The 22,519-nt window shown below is 72.4% G+C and carries 19 protein-coding genes and 3 pseudogenes; 14 read left to right on the top strand and 8 right to left on the bottom strand.

What is annotated here, in order from left to right; all coding sequences use genetic code 11:
• Positions 1–27: 27 nt before the first annotated feature.
• The 3 genes from cmk to der all read left to right on the top strand — a co-directional run bounded on the left by cmk (position 28) and on the right by der (position 2,927).
• Positions 28–723, top strand: a complete 696-nt coding sequence (gene cmk, locus ACZ42A_RS32005) for a (d)CMP kinase (RefSeq protein ID WP_468530792.1) — start codon at positions 28–30, stop codon at positions 721–723.
• Positions 724–779: 56 nt separating this feature from the next.
• Positions 780–1,367 carry a lysophospholipid acyltransferase family protein gene (locus tag ACZ42A_RS32000; RefSeq protein WP_468530811.1) on the top strand — a complete coding sequence of 196 codons (588 nt, stop codon included), beginning with the start codon at positions 780–782 and terminating at the stop codon, positions 1,365–1,367.
• Positions 1,368–1,448: 81 nt separating this feature from the next.
• Positions 1,449–2,927 (top strand): ribosome biogenesis GTPase Der, encoded by a 1,479-nt coding sequence (gene der, locus ACZ42A_RS31995; RefSeq protein ID WP_468530791.1) that lies wholly within the window; start codon positions 1,449–1,451, stop codon positions 2,925–2,927.
• 48 nt (positions 2,928–2,975) lie between these two features.
• On the opposite strand, the gene ACZ42A_RS31990 is transcribed toward der, so the two are convergent.
• Together ACZ42A_RS31990 and ACZ42A_RS31985 are read right to left on the bottom strand one after the other, a co-directional pair.
• A complete protein-coding gene (locus ACZ42A_RS31990) occupies positions 2,976–3,326 on the bottom strand; it encodes a hypothetical protein (RefSeq protein ID WP_468530790.1) in 351 nt (116 codons plus the stop codon).
• A gap of 85 nt (positions 3,327–3,411) precedes the next feature.
• Complete coding sequence (locus tag ACZ42A_RS31985) at positions 3,412–4,194, bottom strand: hypothetical protein (RefSeq protein ID WP_468530789.1); 783 nt, start codon at positions 4,192–4,194, stop codon at positions 3,412–3,414.
• Positions 4,195–4,741: 547 nt separating this feature from the next.
• On the opposite strand from ACZ42A_RS31985, the gene ACZ42A_RS31980 reads away from it, so the two are divergent.
• Together ACZ42A_RS31980 and ACZ42A_RS31975 are read left to right on the top strand one after the other, a co-directional pair.
• A complete protein-coding gene (locus ACZ42A_RS31980; RefSeq protein WP_468530788.1) occupies positions 4,742–5,365 on the top strand; it encodes a LysM peptidoglycan-binding domain-containing protein in 624 nt (207 codons plus the stop codon).
• Positions 5,366–5,485: 120 nt separating this feature from the next.
• Positions 5,486–6,109, top strand: coding sequence for a LysM peptidoglycan-binding domain-containing protein (locus tag ACZ42A_RS31975; protein ID WP_468530787.1), 624 nt, complete (start codon positions 5,486–5,488; stop codon positions 6,107–6,109).
• Here ACZ42A_RS31975 and ACZ42A_RS31970 read toward each other — a convergent pair.
• Both ACZ42A_RS31970 and ACZ42A_RS31965 read right to left on the bottom strand, forming a co-directional pair.
• Complete coding sequence (locus ACZ42A_RS31970) at positions 6,075–6,722, bottom strand: ATP-binding cassette domain-containing protein (RefSeq protein WP_468530786.1); 648 nt, start codon at positions 6,720–6,722, stop codon at positions 6,075–6,077. The two genes, ACZ42A_RS31975 and ACZ42A_RS31970, sit on opposite strands and share 35 nt — an antisense overlap.
• Positions 6,719–7,153, bottom strand: a pseudogene (locus tag ACZ42A_RS31965) (ATP-binding cassette domain-containing protein); the annotation flags it as partial. The pseudogene ACZ42A_RS31965 and the gene ACZ42A_RS31970, both read right to left, overlap by 4 nt.
• Here ACZ42A_RS31965 and ACZ42A_RS31960 point away from each other — a divergent pair.
• A pseudogene (locus tag ACZ42A_RS31960) lies at positions 7,149–7,451 on the top strand (ABC transporter substrate-binding protein); the annotation flags it as partial. The pseudogenes ACZ42A_RS31965 and ACZ42A_RS31960 sit on opposite strands and share 5 nt — an antisense overlap.
• Before the next feature lie 12 nt (positions 7,452–7,463).
• Complete coding sequence (locus ACZ42A_RS31955) at positions 7,464–8,507, top strand: helix-turn-helix transcriptional regulator (protein WP_468530785.1); 1,044 nt, start codon at positions 7,464–7,466, stop codon at positions 8,505–8,507.
• Here the strand turns inward: ACZ42A_RS31955 and ctaD are convergent.
• Positions 8,407–10,077: pseudogene (gene ctaD, locus ACZ42A_RS31950) on the bottom strand (aa3-type cytochrome oxidase subunit I); the annotation flags it as partial. The gene ACZ42A_RS31955 and the pseudogene ctaD sit on opposite strands and share 101 nt — an antisense overlap.
• A gap of 431 nt (positions 10,078–10,508) precedes the next feature.
• Between ctaD and ACZ42A_RS31945 the strand changes: the two are divergent.
• A complete protein-coding gene (locus ACZ42A_RS31945) occupies positions 10,509–10,724 on the top strand; it encodes an I78 family peptidase inhibitor (RefSeq protein ID WP_043499507.1) in 216 nt (71 codons plus the stop codon).
• Between the two features lie 53 nt (positions 10,725–10,777).
• Here ACZ42A_RS31945 and ACZ42A_RS31940 read toward each other — a convergent pair whose 3' ends face one another.
• A complete protein-coding gene (locus tag ACZ42A_RS31940) occupies positions 10,778–11,806 on the bottom strand; it encodes a phosphatase PAP2 family protein (protein ID WP_468530784.1) in 1,029 nt (342 codons plus the stop codon).
• Between the two features lie 239 nt (positions 11,807–12,045).
• Positions 12,046–13,347 (bottom strand): mannosyltransferase family protein, encoded by a 1,302-nt coding sequence (locus ACZ42A_RS31935; RefSeq protein ID WP_468530783.1) that lies wholly within the window; start codon positions 13,345–13,347, stop codon positions 12,046–12,048.
• Between the two features lie 261 nt (positions 13,348–13,608).
• Here ACZ42A_RS31935 and ACZ42A_RS31930 point away from each other — a divergent pair, with 261 nt between their 5' ends.
• Entirely contained in the window at positions 13,609–15,216 is a 1,608-nt protein-coding gene (locus tag ACZ42A_RS31930; protein ID WP_468530782.1) for an MFS transporter, read from the top strand.
• Between the two features lie 112 nt (positions 15,217–15,328).
• On the top strand, positions 15,329–16,519 hold the full coding sequence (locus ACZ42A_RS31925; protein WP_468530781.1) for an acyl-CoA dehydrogenase family protein: 1,191 nt from the start codon (positions 15,329–15,331) through the stop codon (positions 16,517–16,519).
• Positions 16,520–16,562: 43 nt separating this feature from the next.
• Here the strand turns inward: ACZ42A_RS31925 and ACZ42A_RS31920 are convergent, their stop codons facing one another.
• Positions 16,563–17,000, bottom strand: coding sequence for a cell division protein SepF (locus tag ACZ42A_RS31920; RefSeq protein WP_468530780.1), 438 nt, complete (start codon positions 16,998–17,000; stop codon positions 16,563–16,565).
• 294 nt (positions 17,001–17,294) lie between these two features.
• Here ACZ42A_RS31920 and ACZ42A_RS31915 point away from each other — a divergent pair, with 294 nt between their 5' ends.
• From ACZ42A_RS31915 to ACZ42A_RS31900, 4 genes are all read left to right on the top strand, one after another.
• Complete coding sequence (locus ACZ42A_RS31915; RefSeq protein WP_468530779.1) at positions 17,295–18,503, top strand: DUF5685 family protein; 1,209 nt, start codon at positions 17,295–17,297, stop codon at positions 18,501–18,503.
• 342 nt (positions 18,504–18,845) lie between these two features.
• A complete protein-coding gene (locus ACZ42A_RS31910) occupies positions 18,846–19,694 on the top strand; it encodes an amino acid ABC transporter permease (protein ID WP_468530778.1) in 849 nt (282 codons plus the stop codon).
• Complete coding sequence (locus ACZ42A_RS31905; protein ID WP_468530777.1) at positions 19,691–21,448, top strand: FAD/NAD(P)-binding protein; 1,758 nt, start codon at positions 19,691–19,693, stop codon at positions 21,446–21,448. Before ACZ42A_RS31910 ends, ACZ42A_RS31905 begins: the two co-directional genes overlap by 4 nt.
• A 196-nt stretch (positions 21,449–21,644) precedes the next feature.
• Positions 21,645–22,427, top strand: coding sequence for a DUF1684 domain-containing protein (locus ACZ42A_RS31900; protein ID WP_468530776.1), 783 nt, complete (start codon positions 21,645–21,647; stop codon positions 22,425–22,427).
• Positions 22,428–22,519: the final 92 nt, after the last annotated feature.

Here is a 22,519-nt window from a genome sequence, read left to right as displayed (position 1 = left end):
CCACCCGCACCAGGAAGGTGTCCCCCCGTGGAAAACGGCGCCGCCCGGACCGTCCCGTCAGTGATCGTCGCCATCGACGGCCCCTCCGGCACGGGCAAGTCGAGCACGTCGAAGGCCGTGGCCGCGCAGCTCGGCCTGAGCTACCTGGACACCGGCGCCCAGTACCGGGCGATCACCTGGTGGATGGTGACCAACGGCATCGACCTCGACGACCCGACGGCGATCGCCGCCGTGGCGGGCAAGCCGGAGATCGTCTCCGGCACCGACCCGGCCGCCCCGACCATCACGGTCGACGGCACCGACGTCTCCGGCCCGATCCGCACCCAGGAGGTCACCTCCAGGGTCAGCGCCGTCAGCGCGGTCCCCGAGGTGCGGGCCCGGATCACCGAGCTGCAGCGGTCCATCGCGGCCTCCGCCGAGAACGGCATCGTCGTCGAGGGCCGGGACATCGGCACGACGGTCCTGCCGGACGCCGACCTGAAGATCTTCCTGACCGCCTCCCCGGAGGCCCGCGCCGCCCGCCGCAGCGGCGAGCTGAAGGGCGTCGACATCCACACCACCCGCGAGGCCCTGCTCAAGCGGGACGCGGCCGACTCCAGCCGCAAGACCTCCCCGCTGGCCAAGGCCGGCGACGCGGTCGAGGTGGACACCACCGACCTCACGCTGCCGCAGGTCATCGAGTGCGTGGTCACCCTCGTCGAGGAGAAGCGGGCCGGGAAGTGAGCGAGGCTCCGTCGGCGCGGGGCGCCGAGGTCGGGCGGCGCATCGGCGTCGGCCTGATGTACGGGCTGTGGCGGCCCCGGGTGCTCGGTGCCTGGAAGGTCCCGCCGGCCGGTCCGGCGATCCTCGCGATCAACCACTCGCACAACATCGACGGCCCGATGGTCATGGGTGTGGCACCCCGGCCGACGCACTTCCTGATCAAGAAGGAGGCGTTCGTCGGCCCCCTCGACCCCTTCCTGACCGGCATCGGCCAGCTGAAGGTGGACCGCGACTCGACCGACCGCACCGCGATCACGCGGGCGCTGGGCGTGCTGGAGAGCGGCGGGGTGCTGGGGATATTCCCGGAGGGCACCCGGGGCGAGGGCGACTTCGCCTCGCTGCGCGCCGGGCTCGCCTACTTCGCGGTGCGCAGCGGCGCCCCGGTCGTCCCCGTCGCCGTCCTGGGAAGTTCCGAGCGGCGCGGACGGTTGATAAAGGGGCTGCCCCCGCTGCGCAGCCGCATCGACGTCGTCTTCGGCGACCCGTTCCAGGCGGGCGACGGTTCGGGGCGGCGCACGCGCACGGCGCTGGACGAGGCGACCGAGCGCATCCAGAAGCAGCTCACCCTGCACCTGGAAAACGCCAGGCGCCTGACCGGGCGCTGAGCGACACTGAGTAGTGGATCAACCCGGGGAAACCGGGGCACTCCACCGATCACCACGAATGAACGACGAGGTACGGACTTCATGAACGACCAGATCCAGCCCGGCGGCTCGGACGACTTCGAGCACGACCACGGGGCGCTCGGCGACGCCGAGTACGCGGAGTTCATGGAGCTCGCCGCGGAAGAGGGCTTCGACCTCGAGGAGGTCGAGGGTGCCATCGAGGCGGCCGGGCACGGCCCGCTGCCCGTCCTCGCCGTCGTCGGCCGCCCGAATGTCGGCAAGTCGACCCTGGTGAACCGGATCATCGGCCGCCGTGAGGCGGTCGTCGAGGACAAGCCGGGCGTTACCCGCGACCGCGTGACCTACGAGGCCGAGTGGGCGGGCCGCCGCTTCAAGGTCGTCGACACCGGCGGCTGGGAGCAGGATGTCTTCGGCATCGACGCCTCCGTGGCCGCGCAGGCCGAGTTCGCCATCGAGGCCGCCGACGCGGTGGTCTTCGTCGTCGACGCCAAGGTCGGCGCCACCGACACCGACGAGGCGGTCGTCCGGCTGCTGCGCAAGGCCGGCAAGCCGGTCGTGCTGTGCGCCAACAAGGTCGACGGTCCGAGCGGCGAGGCCGACGCGGCCTACCTGTGGTCCCTCGGCCTGGGCGAGCCCTACCCGGTCTCCGCGCTGCACGGCCGCGGCACCGGCGACATGCTGGACGCCGTCCTGGAGGTGCTGCCGGACGCCCCCGAGCAGACCTTCGGCACCGCGGTCGGCGGCCCGCGCCGCATCGCCCTGATCGGCCGCCCGAACGTCGGCAAGTCCTCGCTGCTGAACAAGGTGGCCGGCGAGGAGCGCGTCGTCGTCAACGAGCTGGCGGGCACCACCCGCGACCCGGTCGACGAGCTGATCGAACTCGGCGGCGTCACCTGGAAGTTCGTCGACACGGCCGGCATCCGCAAGCGGGTCCACCTCCAGCAGGGCGCCGACTACTACGCCTCGCTGCGCACCGCCGCCGCGGTGGAGAAGGCCGAGGTCGCGGTCGTCCTGATCGACGCCTCCGAGTCGATCTCCGTCCAGGACCAGCGGATCATCACCATGGCCGTGGAGGCGGGCCGCGCGCTCGTCATCGCGTACAACAAGTGGGACACCCTCGACGAGGAGCGCCGCTACTACCTGGAGCGGGAGATCGAGACCGAGCTGGGCCAGGTCTCCTGGGCACCCCGGGTCAACGTCTCCGCGCGCACCGGCCGGCACATGGAGAAGCTGGTCCCGGCGATCGAGACCGCCCTCGCGGGCTGGGAGACCCGCGTCCCGACCGGACGGCTGAACGCCTTCCTCGGCGAGCTGGTCTCCGCCCACCCGCACCCGATCCGGGGCGGCAAGCAGCCGCGCATCCTGTTCGGCACCCAGGCCGGCACCAAGCCGCCGCGGTTCGTCCTCTTCGCCTCCGGCTTCATCGAGGCGGGCTACCGCCGCTTCATCGAGCGCCGGCTGCGTGAGGAGTTCGGCTTCGAGGGGACGCCGATCCACATCTCGGTCCGGGTCCGCGAGAAGCGCGGCAAGAAGAAGTGACGTCATGACGAGAGGGGCGGCCCCGCCGGGGCCGCCCCTCTCGCTGTCTCATCGGCCGCCGCGCCGGCCCGGTGGCAGCGCCGACGGGATCTGCCCGACGCGCTGCCACTGCGGCTGCTGCCCGCCGCCGTGCCGGGCGCTCTGCGCACCCGCGCTGTAGGCGCTGTACGAGCCGCCGAGCGAGCCCGCACCGTACGGCATGCTCCCGAAGGCGGTGAACCCCAGCTTCTCCTCACCGCTGCGATCACCCGGCAGCGTACGGAACGACTTGACGTACTCGGCGTAGAGCTTGTCGTAGATCGGCGTGGCCGATGGCCCACCGTGCTGATCTTTGGCCGGGCGCGTCGGAGGAGGCACCGAGGGATAGGACTGGCGGCGGGGAGCGTCGTATGCGTGCACGTATGTCCAAACGATTGCGGTGCACAAGAAGATGCGGGGTGCTGTCCCCACCGCCGACGCACCCCGCACCCCTACGAACAGGCGCTCACGTCCCCGCCAGCGGCAGCGTCCCCGCGACGAGCTTGCCGCCCGCCGCCGCCTTGTCCAACGCCTCCCGCAGCAGATCCTCCCGGGGCTGCCGCCCGATGGACCCCGCCGGCGCGGCGAACATCAGCACTTGCTGGTGCTTGTTCGCAGCGGCGCGCCACCCCTCCGTGACCTGCAGCGGCTGGTGCGCCTGCCACCAGGCGACCGGCTGTCCTCCGTTCGCGGACGGCTGGAGCACCGCGTGCAGCTGCCCCATCGCCAGCAGTACCGACCATCCGTGCAGCACCGGCGGTACCGCGCTCAGCTCGGTCACCGGCATGAATCCCTGCTCGATGAGGAGCGGCAGGAAGTCGTCGCCCATGGCCGTCGAGCCGGGCCGGACGATGGGTCCGGTCGGTTCGACGACCAGCGCCGGGTGCAACTCCCCGGCGATCAGGACGAGTCCGCTGGTCACGCCGAGCACGGCCTGCTCGGGGGCGACCTTGCTGGGCTCCAGGTCTACGGTGTCGCCGCTGATGGACTTCACGGCGCCCTGGAGCTGTTCCTCGGTGACCTGGACGACCTGCGAGGGCAGGCAGGCGGCATGGGCGAAGGCGAGCACGGCGGTCTCGTCGCCGATGAACAGCACGGTGCTGGTGCGCTCGCGCTCGGAGTCGCCCGGGGTGCGGCAGGACGTGCAGTCGTAACTGCCCGGGGTGTTGTCTCCGGCGAGCAGCCGGTCGGCTTCTTCGTCGCCGATCTCGGCGCGTACCTCGTCGCTGACGTCGAGCATGCGCGGCACGGGTGGCTCCCTGGGGATGCGGTGCGTGGCGAGGCCGGGTGGATCCCGGCCCGTGGTCCGGGACGGTCCCGGGCTCATGAAGAAGACAACGGCCGATCTGTGGCGGGAGTCACGCTGTACCGCGAACGGAATCGAACCATCCGACGCTCAGGGTGACGTCCGGGCCGGAATCGGATACTCATCGTCAACTCCCCGTCGTGCGACGGCACTTGTGCCGGTGAAGTGAGTCACAGATCGGCACGACGACTGGCCGACAAATCCGGAAATCCACGAATGAATGGGGTGGCCGGAATTCGCCGATACCTTCGGTAACTTCGAACTGGCCTGCGTCAACGGGGCGTTGGTTGATCCCGGCCGGGCCCGGTCCCTAGATTCCTCGGCCGTGTGCAACGAGCACCGCTCGGGTACGTCCGCCGGACCGACCGGCCGCACCATGCCGGCTCGCAGCACAGCCCTCCGGCGGACGGGACGGAGCGCGCCGACCGCGATTCCGCGCGGCAAGCGGGCCCCGTCTTGGGGGACCCCGGGTCCGTCGAGAGGGAATTACATGTCCGAATGTGCCGATACCACCCGCGACAACGCCCGTAAGACCCGTACGACGGCGGCTCTCGCCGGGGCGGCCCTGCTCGCCCCGCTCGGGCTGCTGACCGCGACCGGCACCGCCCAGGCGGCGGACGGCGGAGTGTGGGACCGCATCGCCCAGTGCGAGAGCGGCGGCAACTGGCACATCAACACCGGGAACGGCTACTACGGGGGACTCCAGTTCTCCGCCGGCACCTGGCGCGCGTACGGCGGCACCGCCTACGCGCCGACCGCCGACCAGGCCACCAAGGACCAGCAGATCGCGGTCGCCACCAAGGTCCAGCGCGCCCAGGGGTGGGGCGCGTGGCCGACCTGCTCGGTGCGGGCCGGCGCGTACGGCAGCGCACCCGAGGCGCCCGCGCCCGCCGCGCAGACGGCACCGTCGCGGCCCGCCGAGACGCCCGCGCGCACGGCGGGCCACACCGACCGCGGCGCGTCCCGCGGCGACTACACCGTCCGCGAGGGCGACACGCTGAGCGGTATCGCCGCCCGGCACGGGACCACCTGGGAGCGGCTGTACGCCGCCAACAAGGCCGTCATCGGCCAGGATCCCGACGTGATCGTGCCCGGGCAGCGCCTGAAGCTCTGACGCCTCGAGCGCTGACGCCGCGCTCCAGGGGCCCTGCCCGGTCCGCTGACCGGGTGGGGCCCCGCGCGCGTGGGGGCGTGGCTCCAAGGGCGTCCCCGGGACGCTGCTTAGCGTGGTCCGATGATCCGCACGCCGATCGCGCTAGTCCTGGCCGCGGCCGCCCTGCTGACCGCGCCCGTACCCGCCGCCGCCCACGCGGCGTCCCCACCCCCGGCCCACGGGCCGCAGGCCGTCCGCGCGTCGCACGACTGCGCGAAGGACCAGTGGCCCTGGGGCTGTGTCGCCGAGTGTGAGAGCGGCGGCAACTGGCACATCAACACCGGCAACGGCCACTTCGGGGGCCTGCAGTTCTCGCAGTCCACGTGGGAGGCGTTCGGCGGCCTGAAGCACGCCGCCCGCGCGGACCTCGCCACCCGCGCGGAACAGATCTCCGTCGCGCAGAAGGTGGTGGCGGCGCAGGGCTGGGAGGCGTGGCCGGTCTGCTCCCGGCGGTACGGGCTCAAGGGCCGGATACACACCGTGAAGCGCGGGGACACGCTCGCCTCGATCGCCCGCAAGTACCGAGTCAAGGGCGGCTGGCAGGCCCTCTACAAAGCCAACAAGAAGACGATCGGCCCCGACCCGGACCGGCTGACGGTCGGCCTGCCGATCGCCCTCCCGAAGGGCGCGGCCCGCGCGCAGTCGGCGCCCGCGGTGTTCGGCCCGCCGCTCACCGACCCCGCAGCTCGGCCGCTTCGCCACTGAACACCACCGACCCGCGGCGCAGTTCGTGCACGATCACCGTCCGGCCGTACAGGGCGGGCGGCAGCCGCTGCTCGGCGAGCACCACGCACGCTCCCAGCCCGGCCAGCAGGCCGTACGTACGGGCCGCCGCGGCGGGCGACATGCCCTGCGCGGGCTCGTCGACGAGGAGCACGCGCGCGCGTGCCGACAGGGCACGGCCGAGGGCCAGCATGCGCTGCCCGCCGCCGGAGAGGGTGCCGGCGCGGCGGGGGAGCAGGGGCCGCAGCTCCGGGTAGGCGGCGAGGGCGGCCTCCGGGGCCGGGGCGGTCAGCTCCAGGTGCTCCCGGACGGTGAGCGAGCCGAACACCGCCTGCCGCTCCGGCACCAGGCACAGGCCGCGGCGGGCCCGCTCGTGCGCCGGCATCCGGGTCACGTCGGCGCCGTCCCACAGCACCGCGCCGCCGGACAGCGATACGGCACCGGCCAGCGCGCGCAGGGCGGTGGTGCGGCCGGAGCCGTTGCGGCCCAGCAGGACGGTCAGGCCGGGGACCGGGGCGGTGAGGGAGACGCCGTGCAGGGCCTCCAGGGGGCCATAGCGCACGCGCGCGTGGCGCAGGGCGAGGGTGCCGCTCATCGGGTCTCCTCCCGGGGGCCGAGCCGGTCCAGGACGCGGGCGGGCGGGCCCGAGGCGACGATCCGGCCGGCCGTCATGACGTGCACGAGGTCGGCCAGGTCGGCGACCAGGTCCAGGTCGTGCTCGACGACCAGCAGCGCGATGCCGTCGGCGGCGAGTGCCTTCAGGATCCGGGCCAGTGCGTCGATCTCGGCGGTGTCCAGGCCTGCGGCGGGCTCGTCGAGCAGCAGCACGCGCGGGCCGCCCGCGAAGGCGCGGGCCAGCTCCACCCGGCGCAGGGTGCCGGTGGGCAGGCCGGCGGCGGGCAGTGCGCGGACCGGGCCGTCCAGTGCGAACAGGCGCAGGGCCCGCTCCACGGCCGCCGGGTCGGTGATACGGCCCTGCTCGGCGCCCACCCGGACGTTGTCCGCGACGGTCAGGGACGGGAAGACACACTCCCCGTGGCAGCTGGAGGGCTGGGCGGCGGCGATGTGGTTCACGGACGCGGCGAAGGCCTGCGCGAAGACGGGCGTCACGCGCGCGTGTGTCGACGAACAGGTCGACCGCAGCGACGGCTACACCGCCCGTGGCCTGCTCCTCCCGGTGAGCTTCCGGCCCCGGCCCGAGCCGCCCACGACCGCGCGGAACTGCCTGTCGGTGGCGCGCTGGCAGGACGGCAGGGGCTGGGTGTCGCAGGGCGAGATGACGACGAACTGCTTCGACGTGCCCCAGTTGGCCTACGAGCCCTAGATACTCACCCTCATGCTCGAAACCTCCGCCCGTCTCCTGCGGCTGCTCTCTCTGCTCCAGGCCCACCGCGAGTGGTCCGGTGGCGAACTCGCCGACCGCCTGGGCGTCACCCCGCGCACGGTCCGCCGGGACGTGGACCGGCTGCGCGAGCTGGGCTACCCGGTGCACGCCAGCCCCGGTACCGGCGGCGGCTACCGGCTCGGCGCGGGCGCCCGGCTGCCGCCGCTGCTGCTGGACGACGACGAGGCCGTGGCGGTCGCGGTCGGGCTGCGCACGGCCGCCGGGCACGGCGTCGAGGGCATCGGCGAGACCTCCGTACGCGCCCTCGCCAAGCTGGAGCAGGTGCTGCCCGACCGGCTGCGCCGCCGGGTCGGCGCGCTCAACGCCTTCACGGTGCCGATGCTGCGCGGCCCGCAGCCCTCGGCGGTGGACCCCGCGCTGCTGACCGAGCTGGCGGGGCTGTGCCGGGACGCGGAGCGGCTGCGGTTCGCCTACGAGGACCACGAGGGCGCCGCCAGCCGCCGTACCGTCGAACCGCACCGCCTGGTCTGCACCGAGCGTCGCTGGTATCTGGTCGCCTGGGACCTCGACCGGGAGGACTGGCGCACCTTCCGCGTCGACCGCATCACCCCCAGGCCGCCGCACGGCCCCCGCTTCACCCCGCGCACCCCGCCCGCCGAGGACCTGGCCGCCTATGTGGCTCAGGGCGTCTCCACGCGCGCGTACGCCACGCAGGCGGCCGTCCGGCTGTTCGCACCCCTCGCGGAGGCGGCCGCGCGGATCTCGCCCTCCGACGGGACGCTGGAGGCCGACGGCCCGGACGCCTGTGTGCTGCGCACCGGGGCCGCGAGCCTGGACGTGATGGTGATTCACGTGATGCTGCTCGGCTTCGAGTTCGAGGTGCTGGAGCCGGCCGAGCTGACCGAGATGATCAGGGATGCCCGGGGACGTCTGAGTCGTGCGCTGGATCGGAGTGCTGGGGCGCCGGCGGGGCGTAGTCCGGATGGTGCAGATCGAACGCCGGGGAGTCGGTCCGGATCCGGGGCAGCGTCGTGAAGTTGTGGCGCGGGGGCGGGCAGGAGGTCGCCCACTCCAGGGAGCGGCCGTAGCCCCAGGGGTCGTCGACCTTCACCTTCTCGCCGTACCTGGCGGTCTTCCAGACGTTGTAGAGGAACGGCAGCGTCGACAGGCCGAGCAGGAACGAGCCGATCGTCGAGACCATGTTCAGGGCGGTGAAGCCGTCCGCGGCCAGATAGTCGGGGTAGCGGCGCGGCATGCCCTCCGCGCCCAGCCAGTGGTGCACCAGGAAGGTGGTGTGGAAGCCGACGAAGAGCGTCCAGAACTGGATCTTGCCGAGCCGCTCGTCGAGCATCTTCCCGGTGAACTTCGGCCACCAGAAGTAGAACCCGGCGAAGATCGCGAAGACGACCGTGCCGAACACCACGTAGTGGAAGTGGCCCACGACGAAGTACGTGTCGGTGACGTGGAAGTCCATCGGCGGCGACGCCAGGATCACCCCCGTCAGGCCGCCGAACAGGAAGGTCACCAGGAACCCGGCCGACCACAGCATCGGTGTCTCGAAGGACAGCGAGCCCTTGAGCATGGTCCCGGTCCAGTTGAAGAACTTCACTCCCGTCGGCACCGCGATCAGGAAGCTCATGAAGGAGAAGAACGGCAGCAGCACCGCGCCGGTGGCGAACATGTGGTGCGCCCACACCACCACCGACAGACCGGTGATCGCCATCGTCGCGCCGACCAGCGCCATGTAGCCGAAGATCGGCTTCCGGCTGAAGACCGGGATGATCTCCGTGACGATCCCGAAGAACGGCAGCGCGATGATGTACACCTCGGGATGCCCGAAGAACCAGAACAGGTGCTGCCACAGCAGCGCCCCGCCGTTCGCCGCGTCGAAGATGTGCGAGCCGAACCGCCGGTCCGCCTCCAGGCAGAGCAGCGCCGCGGCCAGCACCGGGAACGCCATCAGGATCAGGATCGAGGTGAACAGGGTGTTCCAGGTGAAGATCGGCATCCGGAACATCGTCATGCCGGGGGCGCGCATCCCGATGATGGTGGTGATGAAGTTGACCGCGCCGAGGATCGTGCCGAAGCCGGCCAGCGCCAGGCCCATGATCCACAGGTCGGGTCCCACCCCTGGCGAGCGTTCCATGCTGTTGAGCGGCGCGTAGGCGAACCAGCCGAAGGCGGCAGGACCGTCCGGCACCAGCAGCGAGCCGAGCACGATCAGCCCGCCGAACAGGAACAGCCAGTACGACAGCATGTTCAGCCGGGGGAAGGCGACGTCCGGGGCGCCGATCTGGAGCGGCATCAGCTCGTTGGCGAAGCCCGCGAACGTCGGGGTGGCGAACAGCAGCAGCATGATCGTGCCGTGCAGGGTGAACAGCTGGTTGAACTCGTTGTTGCTGACCAGCTGGAGGCCCGGCCGGGCCAGCTCGGCGCGCATCACCAGCGCCATCGCGCCGCCCACCAGGAAGAAGGCGAACGACGTGATCAGATAGAGGTGGCCGATCTTCTTGTGGTCGGTGGTGGTCAGCCAGTCGACGATCACCCGGCCGGGCGTCCTGGTCCCTACGGGTCGTGCCGTCGCCGGTACGGTCTCCGTCCCCATGCCTCGCTCGCCCCTTCGCTCGTCGCGCCCCGGGTCCGCAGCCGCTCGCGCCGCACCCGCGGCCGAGCTCCCGCCATGATGCTCGCGCGGTCGCGCACCGCGACAGGGGGCATACGGGCCTTCTGTGCCGGAACCGTGTATTTCGTGTGTGGAATCGGCCCTCGGTGACCCGCCGGGAATGGGAATGGAATGCGACCCGGGGACGGTCCTCCCGGCACTTTCCGCCGGGCAATTCGACAAGCCGCGCCGACACGCGGGAATTGCGTTCGAATGCCTGCGGAAGGCGTACGGAACCGCTCATCCGTGTGAGGGAGTGCGCCCGAAACGCGTGTCGTGATCCTGTGACAGAAGTGTGACCGGAGGGGGATCAGTGACCCAGGGTGTCCGGTTCGCCCTTCCCTCCGTCGCCGCTCAGCGCCTAGCGTGGCGGCATGGCACCGATTCCGAAACCCTCCGCAGAACCCCAGGACAGTCCGGACACCTACGTCGGCCTCGACGCGGACGCGGCCGAGCGGCGCGCCCGGGAACGGGGGTGGTCGACGGTGCGCGCGCTGCCGCCGGGGGCGATCATCACGATGGAGTACCGCGTGGGACGGCTGAACTTCGAGGTCAGGGACGGCCGGGTGGCGCGCGCCTGGAAGGGCTGAGAGCGCATGAGTGAGGCCCCGGTCACCGCGACCGGGGCCTCACTCATACGTTCTCAGCCGCCGGTCAGCGGACGCGCCGCCGGAGTTGCCGCGCCGCGGGTGAGGCGGTCGGAGTGCGGCGGGCGGCGGCTGCCGGCCGGGGTGACCGGAGTGCGTTCCGAACGGGCCGTGTGCGGGCCCGGGGCCAGCAGCGCCGACGTCCGCGAGGCGCGCGCGGCGGTCGGCGGGACGATCTCCCGCACCGGCGCCGGCTCCTCCCCGGCGCTCGGGCGCGTGGGGAGCAGCGCGGGCTCGGGCACCGGGACCGTGCCGCCCCGGCCGGCGCGCAGCCGGTCGCGCTGGGTGAACAGCCAGGCCTCGGCGGTGGCGATGGTCGGCTCCAGCCACGGCAGCGCGAGCAGCACCAGCAGCCCCGCGGCCCAGCCCAGCAGGACGTCGCTCAGCCAGTGCGTACCGAGGTAGACGGTGGTCAGGCCGACGCTGAGCGACAGCACCGCCGACAGGGCCGACAGCCAGCGGCGGGCGCGCGGGGTGGAGGCCAGATAGGCGAGGATGCCCCAGGTCACCACGGCGTTCGCGGTGTGGCCCGAGGGAAATATGTCGCTGCCGGCCTGGAACCAGTGCCACATCTCGTTGGAGCCGACCTCGGTCGCGTAGTGCGGCCCCGAGCGGCCCAGCCCGTACTTCACGGCACCCACGGTCACGTTCAGCAGCAGCAGCGCCGCGCCGAAGGCGAGCAGCGGGCGCAGGGTGTGCTGCCGCCAGCAGCGCCAGCCGAGCCAGGCCGCGACCATCACGGCCGTCGGGCCGCGCTGGCCGAGGACCACCCAGTAGTCCAGGAAGGCGTGGATCTCCGGCCACTGCTGGTAGGGCCGGAAGAGCATGGCCTGCCAGTCCAGCCGGACCAGCCACGACGTGGTCACCACGGCGAGGACGATCGTGAGGTAGAAGGCGAGCGTCGCGCCGAAGAGCACCACCCGGTGCCGCGTCATACGCGGCACGTCGAGGACCGGCCGCTGCGGTTCGCGGTCCAGTCGGGCGAAGATCCGGTCGAGCCGGGTCGGCTTTGGTTCGGTACGCACCCAATCGACGTTACAGCGAGTGAGCTGTGTTCCCCGCCGAATCACCGGGTTTGTAATGACGATGTGATGTGGGATTGCTCTCAGGTGTGAGTTTATTTCCAGGGATTCCGCAATCCCTCCGGCGTGTTCCCTTCAATTCCTTTGATCATTCCGCCGGGGGTGGTTTTGGCTCGCTTATGAATTCGTTCACCGGCGCATGGGGCGGAATTCGCCGGGCGCTCACCGGGCGCGCGAGCCGGTCAGGGCGGACCCGATCCGTTCAGCCAGAACGCCCCGTACACCGCCGACGCCACCGCGACCCCCGCCATGACCAGCGCCGACCGGGAGACACGGAGCCGGGCGAGGGCGAGCGCGAGCGGCAGCAGCAGCGGGAAGGCGGGCAGCAGCAGGCGCGGTTTCGAGCCGAAGTAGCTCGACGCGCACAGCGCGAGCGCGGTGACGACCCCCGCGTACACCAGCAGCGGAAGCGGCTGGCGCTGCCGTACGCAGACGACGTACAGCCAGATCACCAGGCCGACCCCGGCGATCAGTCCGGCCCCCGCCAGGGCCGACGGAAACGACGTGAACTTTTCGGCGACGAACCGGGCGAAGGCGTAGCCGCCGTCGAAGCCGTTGCGCCAGCCCGCCTGTACGTCCAGATAGCCGAGCGGACCCTTGCCGGTGTGGTGGCCGACCCACAGCACATAGCCGGCGGCACCCAGGGGCGCGAGCAGCATTCCGAGGGCGCGCCGCCATGCCGGTGCGCCCTGCCCGCCCGGGGCACCGGCGGGGGAGGAGGCGTGCGTGACGGTCCGCGCGCCGGGGGTGGGCGCCATGCTCCGCTGCCGCGCGGATGGCCCAATCCTCCGGGCCCGGGACTCCCGTATGGCCCGCGACTCACGTACGGCCCGGGACTCCCGCAGGAACGACACCACCCCCGCCGCCCACACCGCCGCCACCACCGCGAGCCCCACCGGCCGGGTCAGCCCCGCCAGCAGCGCGAGGGTGCCCGCGGTGAGCCAGCGGCCGGTGAGGACGGCGTACAGGGACCACGCGGCGAGGGCGGTGAACAGCGACTCGCTGTACGCCATCGACTGCACGATCCCGACCGGCAGCACCGCCCACAGCAGCACCGCGCAGACCCCGGCCCGGCGGCCGTACAGCAGATCGGCGACCGCGAAGATCCCCCAGGCCGCGGCGAGCGAGGCCAGCAGGCTGACCACGAAACCCGCGTCGGCGTACGACAGCGGCGTGACCGCGTGCCCCAGCCGCTCCAGCCACGGCAGCAGCGGGAAGAAGGCGAGGTTGGAGTGGACGTCGCCGTTCGGCAGGCGGACCTCGTAGCCGTAGCCGAGCTCGGCGACCCTGACGTACCAGAGCGAGTCCCAGCGGGCGGTCAGCAGGGTGTACGCGCTCTTGTCGCGCGCGGCGCTCCACAGGGTCAGCGCGAGCAGGCCCAGGGCGCGGACGGCCGCGTACCCGAGCAGGGCGGGGGCCGCTCTGGGCAGCGTCGGGCGCAGGGTGCCCTCGGTGCTTCCGGGGCGCGCGTCAAGATCGGTCACGGGCTCGATTATCGGCGGGCGGGTGAACCCGGAGGTCGGTGCGGGCGTGCTCACCATGGGCCGGAGTGGTGTACGCCACACCGGATCCGCCGGAAGTGTGAGAGCTGGGCCACGCGACCGCGCCACGAACTCGCGTACGCTGACGTGTCACTCGCCATTCGTTGCGCGGGCCGGAGACCACCGCTCCTCCGGCCGAGTCACGGGGGAGTCCCCACCTCCGTGAGCCCGCCGAACGCGAGGGAACATCTGGGAGGTACGTACATGTCCGGGACGACCACGGCTGCCGTCGGGCTGCGCCGTCGGGCGGCCGGGGCCGGTGCCAACCGCTGGGTCGTGCTCGTCGTCCTCTGTGTCAGCCTGCTGCTGGTCGCCGTCGACGCGACCGTGCTGCACGTGGCGGTGCCCGCCGTCACCGAGGACATCAAGCCCGGCGCGATAGAGCTGCTCTGGATCGTCGACACCTACCCGCTGGTCTGTGCCTCGCTGCTGATCCTCTTCGGCACGCTCGGCGACCGGGTGGGCCGCAGACGGGTCCTGCTCCTCGGATACGCCCTCTTCGGTGTGGCCTCCGCCATGGCCGCCTTCGCCCCGGACGCCCAGGTGCTGATCGTCGCCCGGGCGCTGCTCGGCGTCGGCGGCGCGATGATCATGCCCGCGACGCTGTCCATCCTGCGCCAGGTCTTCCCGGACCGGCGCGAGCGGGCGCTCGCCATCGGCATCTGGAGCGCGGTCGCCGCGGTCGGCGCGGCCGTCGGCCCGCTGCTCGGCGGCTTCCTCCTCGAGCACTTCTGGTGGGGCTCGGTCTTCCTCGTCAACATCCCGCTGATGCTGGTCAGCCTGCCGGTGGGACGGCTGCTGCTGCCCGAGTCCAAGGGCGACGGCAAGGGTCCCTGGGACGTGGTCGGCGCGCTGATGGCGGCGGCCGGTCTGTTCGGCGTCGTCCTCGGCGTGAAGCGGCTCGGCAGTGGCGAGGACGTGACCGGCCCGTTCACCCTGCTCCCGCTCCTGGTCGGCGCCGCCCTGCTGGTGCTGTTCGTGCGGCGGCAGCGGCGGCGGGCGTATCCGCTGGTGGACCTGAAGATGTTCGCCCGGGCGGCGTTCAGCACCTCCGTCGGCTGCATCGTGCTGGCCATGCTCGCCCTGGTCGGGCTCGAGCTGATCGCGGCGCAGTACCTCCAGCTGGTGCTGGGGCTGTCGCCCCTGGAGACCGGGCTGCGGCTGCTGCCGCTGACCATAGCGGCGATGGCGGCGGGCCTGTTCGGGGCGCGGATGCTGCGCCGGTTCGGGCCGCGCCGGATGGTGGTGTTCGGGTTCTGTCTGACGGCGGGCGCGGTGGTGCTGCTGACCGCGATGGGCCGGGAGGACAACGCCGCGCTGATGCTGTCCGGGTTCGTGCTGCTCGGCTTCGGTCTGGAGACCACGCTCTTCGGGGCGTACGAGTCGATGCTGAGCGAGGCCCCGCAGGAGCAGGCCGGCGGGGCGGCGGCGATCGGCGAGACCTCGTACCAGCTGGGCGCGGGCATCGGTATCGCGCTGCTCGGCAGCGTGATGAACGCGGCCTACGCGCCCGGCCTCAGCTCGGTGCCCGGCGTCCCCGCCTCCGCCTCGGCCGCCGCGGGTCACTCGCTGGGCGAGGCCTACGACGTGGCGGGCCGGCTCGGCGGTGACGCGGGCGAGGCCCTGCGCAGCGCCGCCCGCGACTGCTTTGTGCACGGCCTCCATGTCACCCTGCTGGTCAGCGCGGGCCTGCTGCTGCTCGGCGCGGTGATGGCGCTCCGGCTGCCGCGGGTGATGCACTGTGAGCCGGAGGGCGCCACGGTGGAGGTGCCCGCGCCGCGCGAGGTGGCCGAGTCCCGGGTGTCCGCCTGAGCGCCTGACGCTGGACGTACGGGAGACCGCGTCGTAGCGTCGCCCTGAATCTGCGACTAGCGGTGCTAGTTAACAGCTGGTGCCGCCGCTCCCGAGCCGCCGGAGGGTGCCCGTGTCCACGTCCGCGAAGTTGCCGCCGTTCGATCCCGCCGACCCGCTGGGCCTCGACGACCTCCTCGAACCGGAGGATCGGGCCGTCCGTGACACCGTGCGCGGCTGGGCGGCGGACCGGGTGCTGCCGTACGTCGCCGAGTGGTACGAGAAGGGCGAGCTGCCGCAGATCCGCGAGCTGGCCCGGGAGCTGGGCGCCATCGGGGCGCTCGGGATGTCCCTCGACGGATACGGCTGCGCGGGCGCGAGCGCGGTGCAGTACGGGCTCGCCTGTCTGGAGCTGGAGGCCGCCGACTCCGGCATCCGCTCCCTGGTCTCGGTGCAGGGCTCCCTCGCCATGTACGCGATCCACCGGTTCGGCAGCGAGGAGCAGAAGCAGACCTGGCTGCCGCGGATGGCGGCCGGCGAGGTCATCGGCTGCTTCGGCCTCACCGAGCCCGACCACGGCTCCGACCCCGCCTCGATGCGGACGTACGCCAAGAAGGACGGCTCCGACTGGGTCCTCAACGGTCGCAAGATGTGGATCACCAACGGCTCCGTCGCCGGGGTCGCCGTGGTCTGGGCGCAGACCGACGAGGGCATCCGCGGGTTCGCCGTTCCCACCGACGCACCGGGCTTCTCGGCCCCCGAGATCAAGCACAAGTGGTCCCTGCGGGCCAGCGTCACCAGCGAACTCGTCCTGGACGACGTACGGCTGCCCGCCGACGCGGTGCTGCCCGGGGTCACCGGTCTGCGCGGCCCGCTCAGCTGCCTCTCGCACGCCCGCTACGGCATCGTGTGGGGCGCGATGGGCGCGGCCCGGACCTGTTTCGAGACCGCCGTCGACTACGCGAAGTCCAGGGAGCAGTTCGGGCGGCCCCTCGGCGGCTTCCAGCTCACCCAGGCCAAGCTCGCCGACATGGCGGTCGAACTGCACAAGGGGATCCTGCTCGCCCACCATCTGGGGCGGCGGATGGACGCCGGCCGCCTGCGTCCGGAGCAGGTCAGCTTCGGCAAGCTCAACAACGTCCGCGAGGCCATCGACATCTGCCGTACGGCCCGGACGATCCTCGGTGCCAACGGGATCTCCCTCGAATATCCCGTGATGCGGCACGCGACCAACCTCGAGTCGGTGCTCACCTACGAGGGCACCGTCGAGATGCACCAGCTCGTGCTGGGCAAGGCGCTCACCGGACTGGACGCCTTCCGGTAGAGCGGGGGAGGCGGAGCAGGCAGGGCCGGTGGTCGGCCCTGCCTCAGCTCTGGTTGAAGAAGCCGTCCGTGCGGTGTGCCGCCGGGTCGCCGTTCACGATCTCCGTGTGGGCGGGGGTCAGCAGGAACACCCGGGTGGACACCCGCTCGATCGAACCGCGCAGCCCGAAGATGAGCCCCGCGGCGAAGTCGACGACGCGCTTGGCGTCGGCCGGATCCATGGCCGTCAGGTTCATGATCACCGGGACTCCGTCCCGGAACAGCTCGCCGATGGCCCGTGCGTCCCGGAAGCTGTCCGGGGTCACCGTGCCGATCCGGCGGCCCTTCTCCTCGGCGGTGTCCGAGGCCACCTTCACCCGCGGGTCCGTGACCCAGGCGTCCCCGGACTCGTTCCCCTCGGAGTACTCGTCGTCGTAATAGCGCTCGTCATCGTTGTCGTCGACGAGGCCGAGCCACGCACTCGCCTTGCGCACCGATCCCATGGACGCCTCCTCTCACAGCGGTCTTTCGTGCTTTCCGCATCCCCATGGTCGTCCATGATGCGGATGTCGCGCCAAGTGGATAGACGCCGCGCGGGGGGTTTGTGACGGTACTGGTGCACAGCCCGATCCGTCGAGAGCCCGGATACCCCAAGGGTCTTGCACTATGCGGCTGCTGACTGTGAGTGAAATATGATTCTTCCCGGCGTACGGGTGACGGGCAGTGCGTACGGGTGAACGAAGTGGCCGATACGATGCGGCCGAAATTCGCGTCGTACGAACCACGGGGGACGTGCTGTGTTCGGAATAGTCAGGCCCTGCGCCCATCGTCTCGGCGAACGGCTCAAGACCGAGTGGATGGCCCATTTGTGCGGCCTGTGCCTGGCGCTGCGCTCGGATCACGGCCAGTTCGCCCGGGTCGTCACCAACTACGACGGGCTGCTCATCTCCGTGTTGACGGAGGCTCAGGGAGAGCGCGAGGGCGGCCGGTGGCGGCGTACGGCCGGACCGTGTCCGCTGCGCGGGATGCGCACCGCGTCGGTGGCGCAGGGCGAGGGCGCCCGGCTCGCCGCCGCCGTGTCCCTGGTGCTCGCCTCCGCCAAGGTGCGCGACCACGTCGCCGACGGCGACGGACTGCTGGCCCGCCGGCCGGTGGCGCTCGCCGCCCGTCGGGTCGCCGAGAGCTGGGGACGCGCCGGCGCCCGCACCGGCTCGGCCGTCGGGTTCGACACCGCCGTGCTGGTCGACGCCGTGGACCGGCAGCTCGGCGTCGAGGCGCTGGCCGGGCCCGGCACCTCGATCCTGACCGTCACCGAACCCACCGAGACCGCGACCGCCGCCGCCTTCGCGCACACCGCGGTGCTCGCCGGACGCCCGGGCAACGCCGAGCCGCTCGCCGAGGCCGGACGGCTCTTCGGACGGCTCGCGCACCTCCTGGACGCCGTGGAGGACCAGAAGACTGACGCCGCGTCGGGCGCCTGGAACCCGCTCACCGCCACGGGTACGTCTCGTGCGGAGGCCCGGCGGCTCGCCGACGACGCCGTGCACGGGATCCGGCTCGCGCTGCGCGAGGTCGCCTGGGGGTCTGGGGTCTCCCCAGAAAAGCGCAGCAGCGAGGGCAAGCTCGCGCACCGGCTGCTGGTGCACGAACTGCCCGCCTCCGTCGACCGGGCCTTCGGCACGACGTCGTGCGCGCACCGGCCGGAACCGGCCGGGCCCTACGCCCCGCCCGGTATGCCCGGCGGCCCCGGCGCGCCGCTGCCCCCGGAGCCGCCGCACCGGAACCGGCGGGGACTGCTCGCGGGGTGCGCGGTGTGGCTCGGGCTGGCCTGTACGTGCCAGTTGTGCTGCGGCGAGTACGAGGACCCGTGGAGCCGGGAACACAAGCAGGGGCCCTGCGCCAACTGCGACTGCAGCGGGTGCGGGGACTGCGCGAGTTGCTGCGACTGCTGCAGCTGCTGCGGTGAGGACGGCTGCTGCGACTGCGACTGCGGGTGTGACTGCTGACGCACTGAGGGGAGGGGAGCGCGTGTGAAGGCGAGGAAAAGGAAGGGAGAAAAGGAAAAGCGCGCAGGGAGTCGGCTCAACAGGAAGAGGACCACACTCGACCGAAGTCGATGTGGGAGCGCGTGACCAGCCACTGCTGCGGATGCATGGGCCAAGTGGAACAGGCGTCCGGACGGTCCGTCAACCAGCCGCGGGTGAAGACGAGACGCGTGGCTCACCATCCGGACAGCCTTGACAGCCCGGCCGACCGGGCCCGTACTCTCGACCGACGGCCGTGCTGAGGGGCTTGGCCGCTTCGTGTGAAGGCATCACCGTGTTCGACTGACGTCACGGAGCCTTCGTATGTCCTCCGACACCCTTGCCAAAGCCCCCGCGATCTCGGCACCGCCCGATTCCGCCCGCATCGTCCCGCAGCGCCGCTACGGCCAGTGGGCCGCCGCCGCGGTCGTCCTCGTCCTGCTCGGGTTCGCCGTCGACTCCGTGCTGCGCAACGACGCGTTCCAGTGGGGCGTCGTCGCCGACTACTTCACCTCGACCGCGGTGCTGCGCGGACTGTGGCTCACCCTCTGGCTGACCGCGGTGGTGATGGTGCTCGGCTTCGCGCTGGGCACCCTGCTCGCCGCGGCCCGGCTCTCCGCCAACCCCGTGCTCAGAGCCGTCAGCTGGGGATACGTCTGGCTGTTCCGGTCGATCCCGATCCTGGTGCAGCTGCTGCTGTGGTTCAACATCGGGGCGCTCTACCCGCAGATCCTCGGGGTGAGGACGGTCGATCTGCTCGGTCCGGTCGCCGTCGCCGTCATCGGGCTGACCCTGCACGAGGCCGCGTACGCCGCCGAGGTGGTGCGCGGCGGGATCCTGTCCGTCGGCGGCGGGCAGATCGAGGCCGCGCAGGCGCTCGGGCTGAGCCGGCTGCGGCGCTGGTGGCGGATCGTGCTGCCGCAGGCGATGCGCTCCATCGTGCCGCCCGCCGGGAACATGCTGATCGGCACCCTCAAGGGCACCTCCATCGTCAGCGTCATCGCCGTCCAGGACCTGCTGTACTCGACCCAGCTCGTCTACCACCAGACGTACCAGGTCATCCCGCTGCTGATGGTGGCCACCGTCTGGTACACCGTCGTCACCTCGGTGCTCGGCGTCGGCCAGTACTACGTCGAGAAGCGCTACGCGCGCGGTACGGAGTCCGCCCGATGAGAGCCTCCCTGGTCATCGTCGGGGCCGGGCCGCGCGGGACCGGCGTCCTGGAGCGGATCGCCGCCAACGCCGCCGAGCCGGCGCCCGGCACGGGCCTCGACATCCACCTCGTCGACCCCTATCCGCCGGGCCCCGGGCGGATCTGGCGCACCGAGCAGTCGCCGCTGCTGTGGATGAACTCCCGGGCCGAGGACGTCACCGTGTTCACCGACCCCACCGTGGAGATGGCCGGACCCGTCCGGGAGGGGCCCACCCTGCACGAGTGGGCCGGCCTCGACGGGGACGCATTCGTCGGCCGCCGGCTCCAGGGCTCCTATCTGCGCTGGGCCTACGACCGGGCGGTGGCCGCGCTGCCGCCGGGCGTCACCGTGCACCACCACCCGTGCCGCGCCCTGCGCGTCTCCGGCCCGCGCGAGGGCCGGCAGCGGGTGTGGCTGGCGGACCGGCCGCGCCCGCTCCTCGCCGACCTGGTGATCCTCACCCTCGGCCACCTGGACGCCGAACCCGACGACGAGCAGGCCGCGTTGAGCGCGTACGCCCGCGCCCACGGCCTCGTCCATCTGCCGCCCGACTTCACCGCCGACAGCGATCTGAGCCCGCTGCGGCCCGGCGAACCCGTCCTGGTGCGCGGCTTCGGGCTCGCCTTCGTCGACCTGATGGTGCTGCTCACCGAGGGCCGGGGCGGGCGGTACGAGGGGGACACCTATGTACCGTCCGGCCGCGAGCCGGTGCTGTACGTCGGGTCGCGGCGCGGAGTGCCGTACCACTCCAAGATCGGCTACCGCCTGGACGGCGCACCGCCGCCGCTGCCCCGGTTCTTCGGCCCGGCGGAGACGGACGCGCTGCTCGCCCGGTCGGGGAACCTCGACTTCCGGCGGGACGTGTGGCCGCTGGTGGAGAAGGAGCTGGGCTTCGCCCACTACCACCGGCTGTTCACCGCCCATCCCGAGCGGACGGGCCTCGACTGGAACGCCTTCGAGGACAAGTACGCCGCCGTCGACAACCCGGCCGAGCGTGCGGCCCTGGTCGCCGCCGCTGTGCCCGATCCCGCCGACCGGCTCGACCTGGCCGCGCTCGACCGGCCGCTCGCCGGGGTGCGGTACGGGTCGCACGAGGCGTTCCAGGCGGGACTGCGCCGCTATGTCGAGGCCGACCTGAGGCGGCGTCACGATCCCGCGCACAGCCCGGACCAGGCGGTCTTCCTAGCCCTGCTCTCCGTCTACGGGCAGCTGATGCGGCTCGGCGACATCGGCACCTGGTGGCACGGCTTCTTCAGCCACCTGGCCTCCGGGCCGCCCGGACCCCGGCTGCGGCAGCTGCTCGCGCTGTCCCGGGCGGGCGTACTGCGGTTCGTCGGCGCCGACATGAGCGTGCGCGCCGAGGACGGGGTGTTCCGGGCGACGAGCCCGACCGTGCCGGGGTTCGCCGCCGAGGCGCGGGCCCTGGTCGAGGCGCGGCTGCCGCAGCCCACGGTGGCCCGGTCCCGGGATCCGCTGCTGCGGGAGCTGTACGCCGAGGGTGCCGCCGCCACCCCCGACGGGCTGCTGCGGGTGGACCCCGCCGACGGGCGGGTGCTGGACCGGTCCGGCCGGCCGCATCCGCGCCGGTTCGCGCTCGGCCCGCACACCGACGTCCGGGGCGCCGGCGCGTTCACCCGGCCGCGCTCCGGCGGGCCGGCGTTCCGGCAGAACGACGCGGTGGCCCGGGCCGTGCTGACGTTCCTTCGGACGCCGGCCGGCCGGGCCGCCGCCTGACCGCCGTACGTGCGGCCTGGGTGGCGGTGCGCCTGACCGTCGTACGTGCGGCCGAGGCGGCGCACCTGACGCCGTACGTGCGAAGCGCCGGACGCTGTCCGGCCCGGCGAGCCGGACCGGGTACGCACGGAATACCGGTGCCCCACGGGGCGCTCACACCTCGGGTCCCTTGGCCCGTGAGGGAAGGGTTGATCACATGACGACGGACGCATCCGACGCGTGGAAGCAGTGGCACGAGCGGCGCCTGGAGACCGTCTCCGCCCCCTACGGGCCGCTCGCGCTGACCGCGACCCACTGGCTGGAGGACTATCCGGACGGGCGACTTCCGGACATCCCGGGGACCTGGACCGCCGACGGCGACGCGGTCCTCCTGACGGCCGCGAGCGTGGACGGTCTGACCGTCGACGACGAGCCCTTCGAGGGCCGGGTACGGCTCGCGGCCGATCCCGGCCCGGCCTCCGCCGCGCGGGTCGGCTACGGCGAACGACGGCTCGTCGTGCTGGTCCGCGAAGGGGTGTGGGGAGTACGCGACTTCGACCCGGCGGCCGGGACCCGCCGCCGGTTCCGCGGCATCGAGGCCACGCCCTACGATCCGCGCTGGTCGGTGCCGGGGCGCTTCACGCCGTACGACGACGGTCGCACCGTGCGGGTGGAGAACGCGGACGGGAAGCGGCGTGGCCTCGGGCTCGGCGGCGAGCTGGCGTTCCGTCTCGACGGACGGGAGCACACTCTCCAGGTGACGGTGGAGGGCGACGGCTCGCTCTGGGCCGTCTTCGCCGACGCCACCAGCGGCGACGGCAGTTACCGCTTCCGGTTCCTGCGGCCCGCCGCACCCGACGCCGACGGCCGTACGACGGTGGACTTCAACCGGGCCCTGCTGCCGCCGTGCGCCTTCGCCGACCACTTCATCTGCCCCTTCCCGCCGCCGGGGAACACCCTGGACGTGCCGGTCCCGGCGGGGGAGCGGCACCTGGTCTGACGAGCCATCAGCGCTGGGTACGGGGCCGATCCGGACAGTTCGTTCAAAACTTGACGGCCGAAAGGCGCCCTTGCGGCTACCCGCCGTTCGGC

The sequence above is a fragment of the Streptomyces sp. NPDC030838 genome (genome assembly GCF_055572035.1).
Note: the sequence above shows the minus strand (reverse complement) of the source record. Positions and strands in the feature narration are given on the sequence as shown.

What these genes read in the sequence shown, in the direction of transcription:
- ACZ42A_RS32000 (WP_468530811.1), top strand. Translation starts at nt 780, where the DNA reads ATGTACGGGCTGTGGCGGCCCCGGGTGCTCGGTGCCTGGAAGGTCCCG.
- der (WP_468530791.1), top strand. Translation starts at nt 1,449, where the DNA reads ATGAACGACCAGATCCAGCCCGGCGGCTCGGACGACTTCGAGCACGAC.
- ACZ42A_RS31980 (WP_468530788.1), top strand. Translation starts at nt 4,742, where the DNA reads ATGTCCGAATGTGCCGATACCACCCGCGACAACGCCCGTAAGACCCGT.
- ACZ42A_RS31975 (WP_468530787.1), top strand. Translation starts at nt 5,486, where the DNA reads ATGATCCGCACGCCGATCGCGCTAGTCCTGGCCGCGGCCGCCCTGCTG.
- ACZ42A_RS31970 (WP_468530786.1), bottom strand. Translation starts at nt 6,722, where the DNA reads ATGAGCGGCACCCTCGCCCTGCGCCACGCGCGCGTGCGCTATGGCCCC.
- ACZ42A_RS31955 (WP_468530785.1), top strand. Translation starts at nt 7,464, where the DNA reads ATGCTCGAAACCTCCGCCCGTCTCCTGCGGCTGCTCTCTCTGCTCCAG.
- ACZ42A_RS31945 (WP_043499507.1), top strand. Translation starts at nt 10,509, where the DNA reads ATGGCACCGATTCCGAAACCCTCCGCAGAACCCCAGGACAGTCCGGAC.
- ACZ42A_RS31930 (WP_468530782.1), top strand. Translation starts at nt 13,609, where the DNA reads ATGTCCGGGACGACCACGGCTGCCGTCGGGCTGCGCCGTCGGGCGGCC.
- ACZ42A_RS31920 (WP_468530780.1), bottom strand. Translation starts at nt 17,000, where the DNA reads ATGGGATCGGTGCGCAAGGCGAGTGCGTGGCTCGGCCTCGTCGACGAC.
- ACZ42A_RS31910 (WP_468530778.1), top strand. Translation starts at nt 18,846, where the DNA reads ATGTCCTCCGACACCCTTGCCAAAGCCCCCGCGATCTCGGCACCGCCC.
- ACZ42A_RS31905 (WP_468530777.1), top strand. Translation starts at nt 19,691, where the DNA reads ATGAGAGCCTCCCTGGTCATCGTCGGGGCCGGGCCGCGCGGGACCGGC.
- ACZ42A_RS31900 (WP_468530776.1), top strand. Translation starts at nt 21,645, where the DNA reads ATGACGACGGACGCATCCGACGCGTGGAAGCAGTGGCACGAGCGGCGC.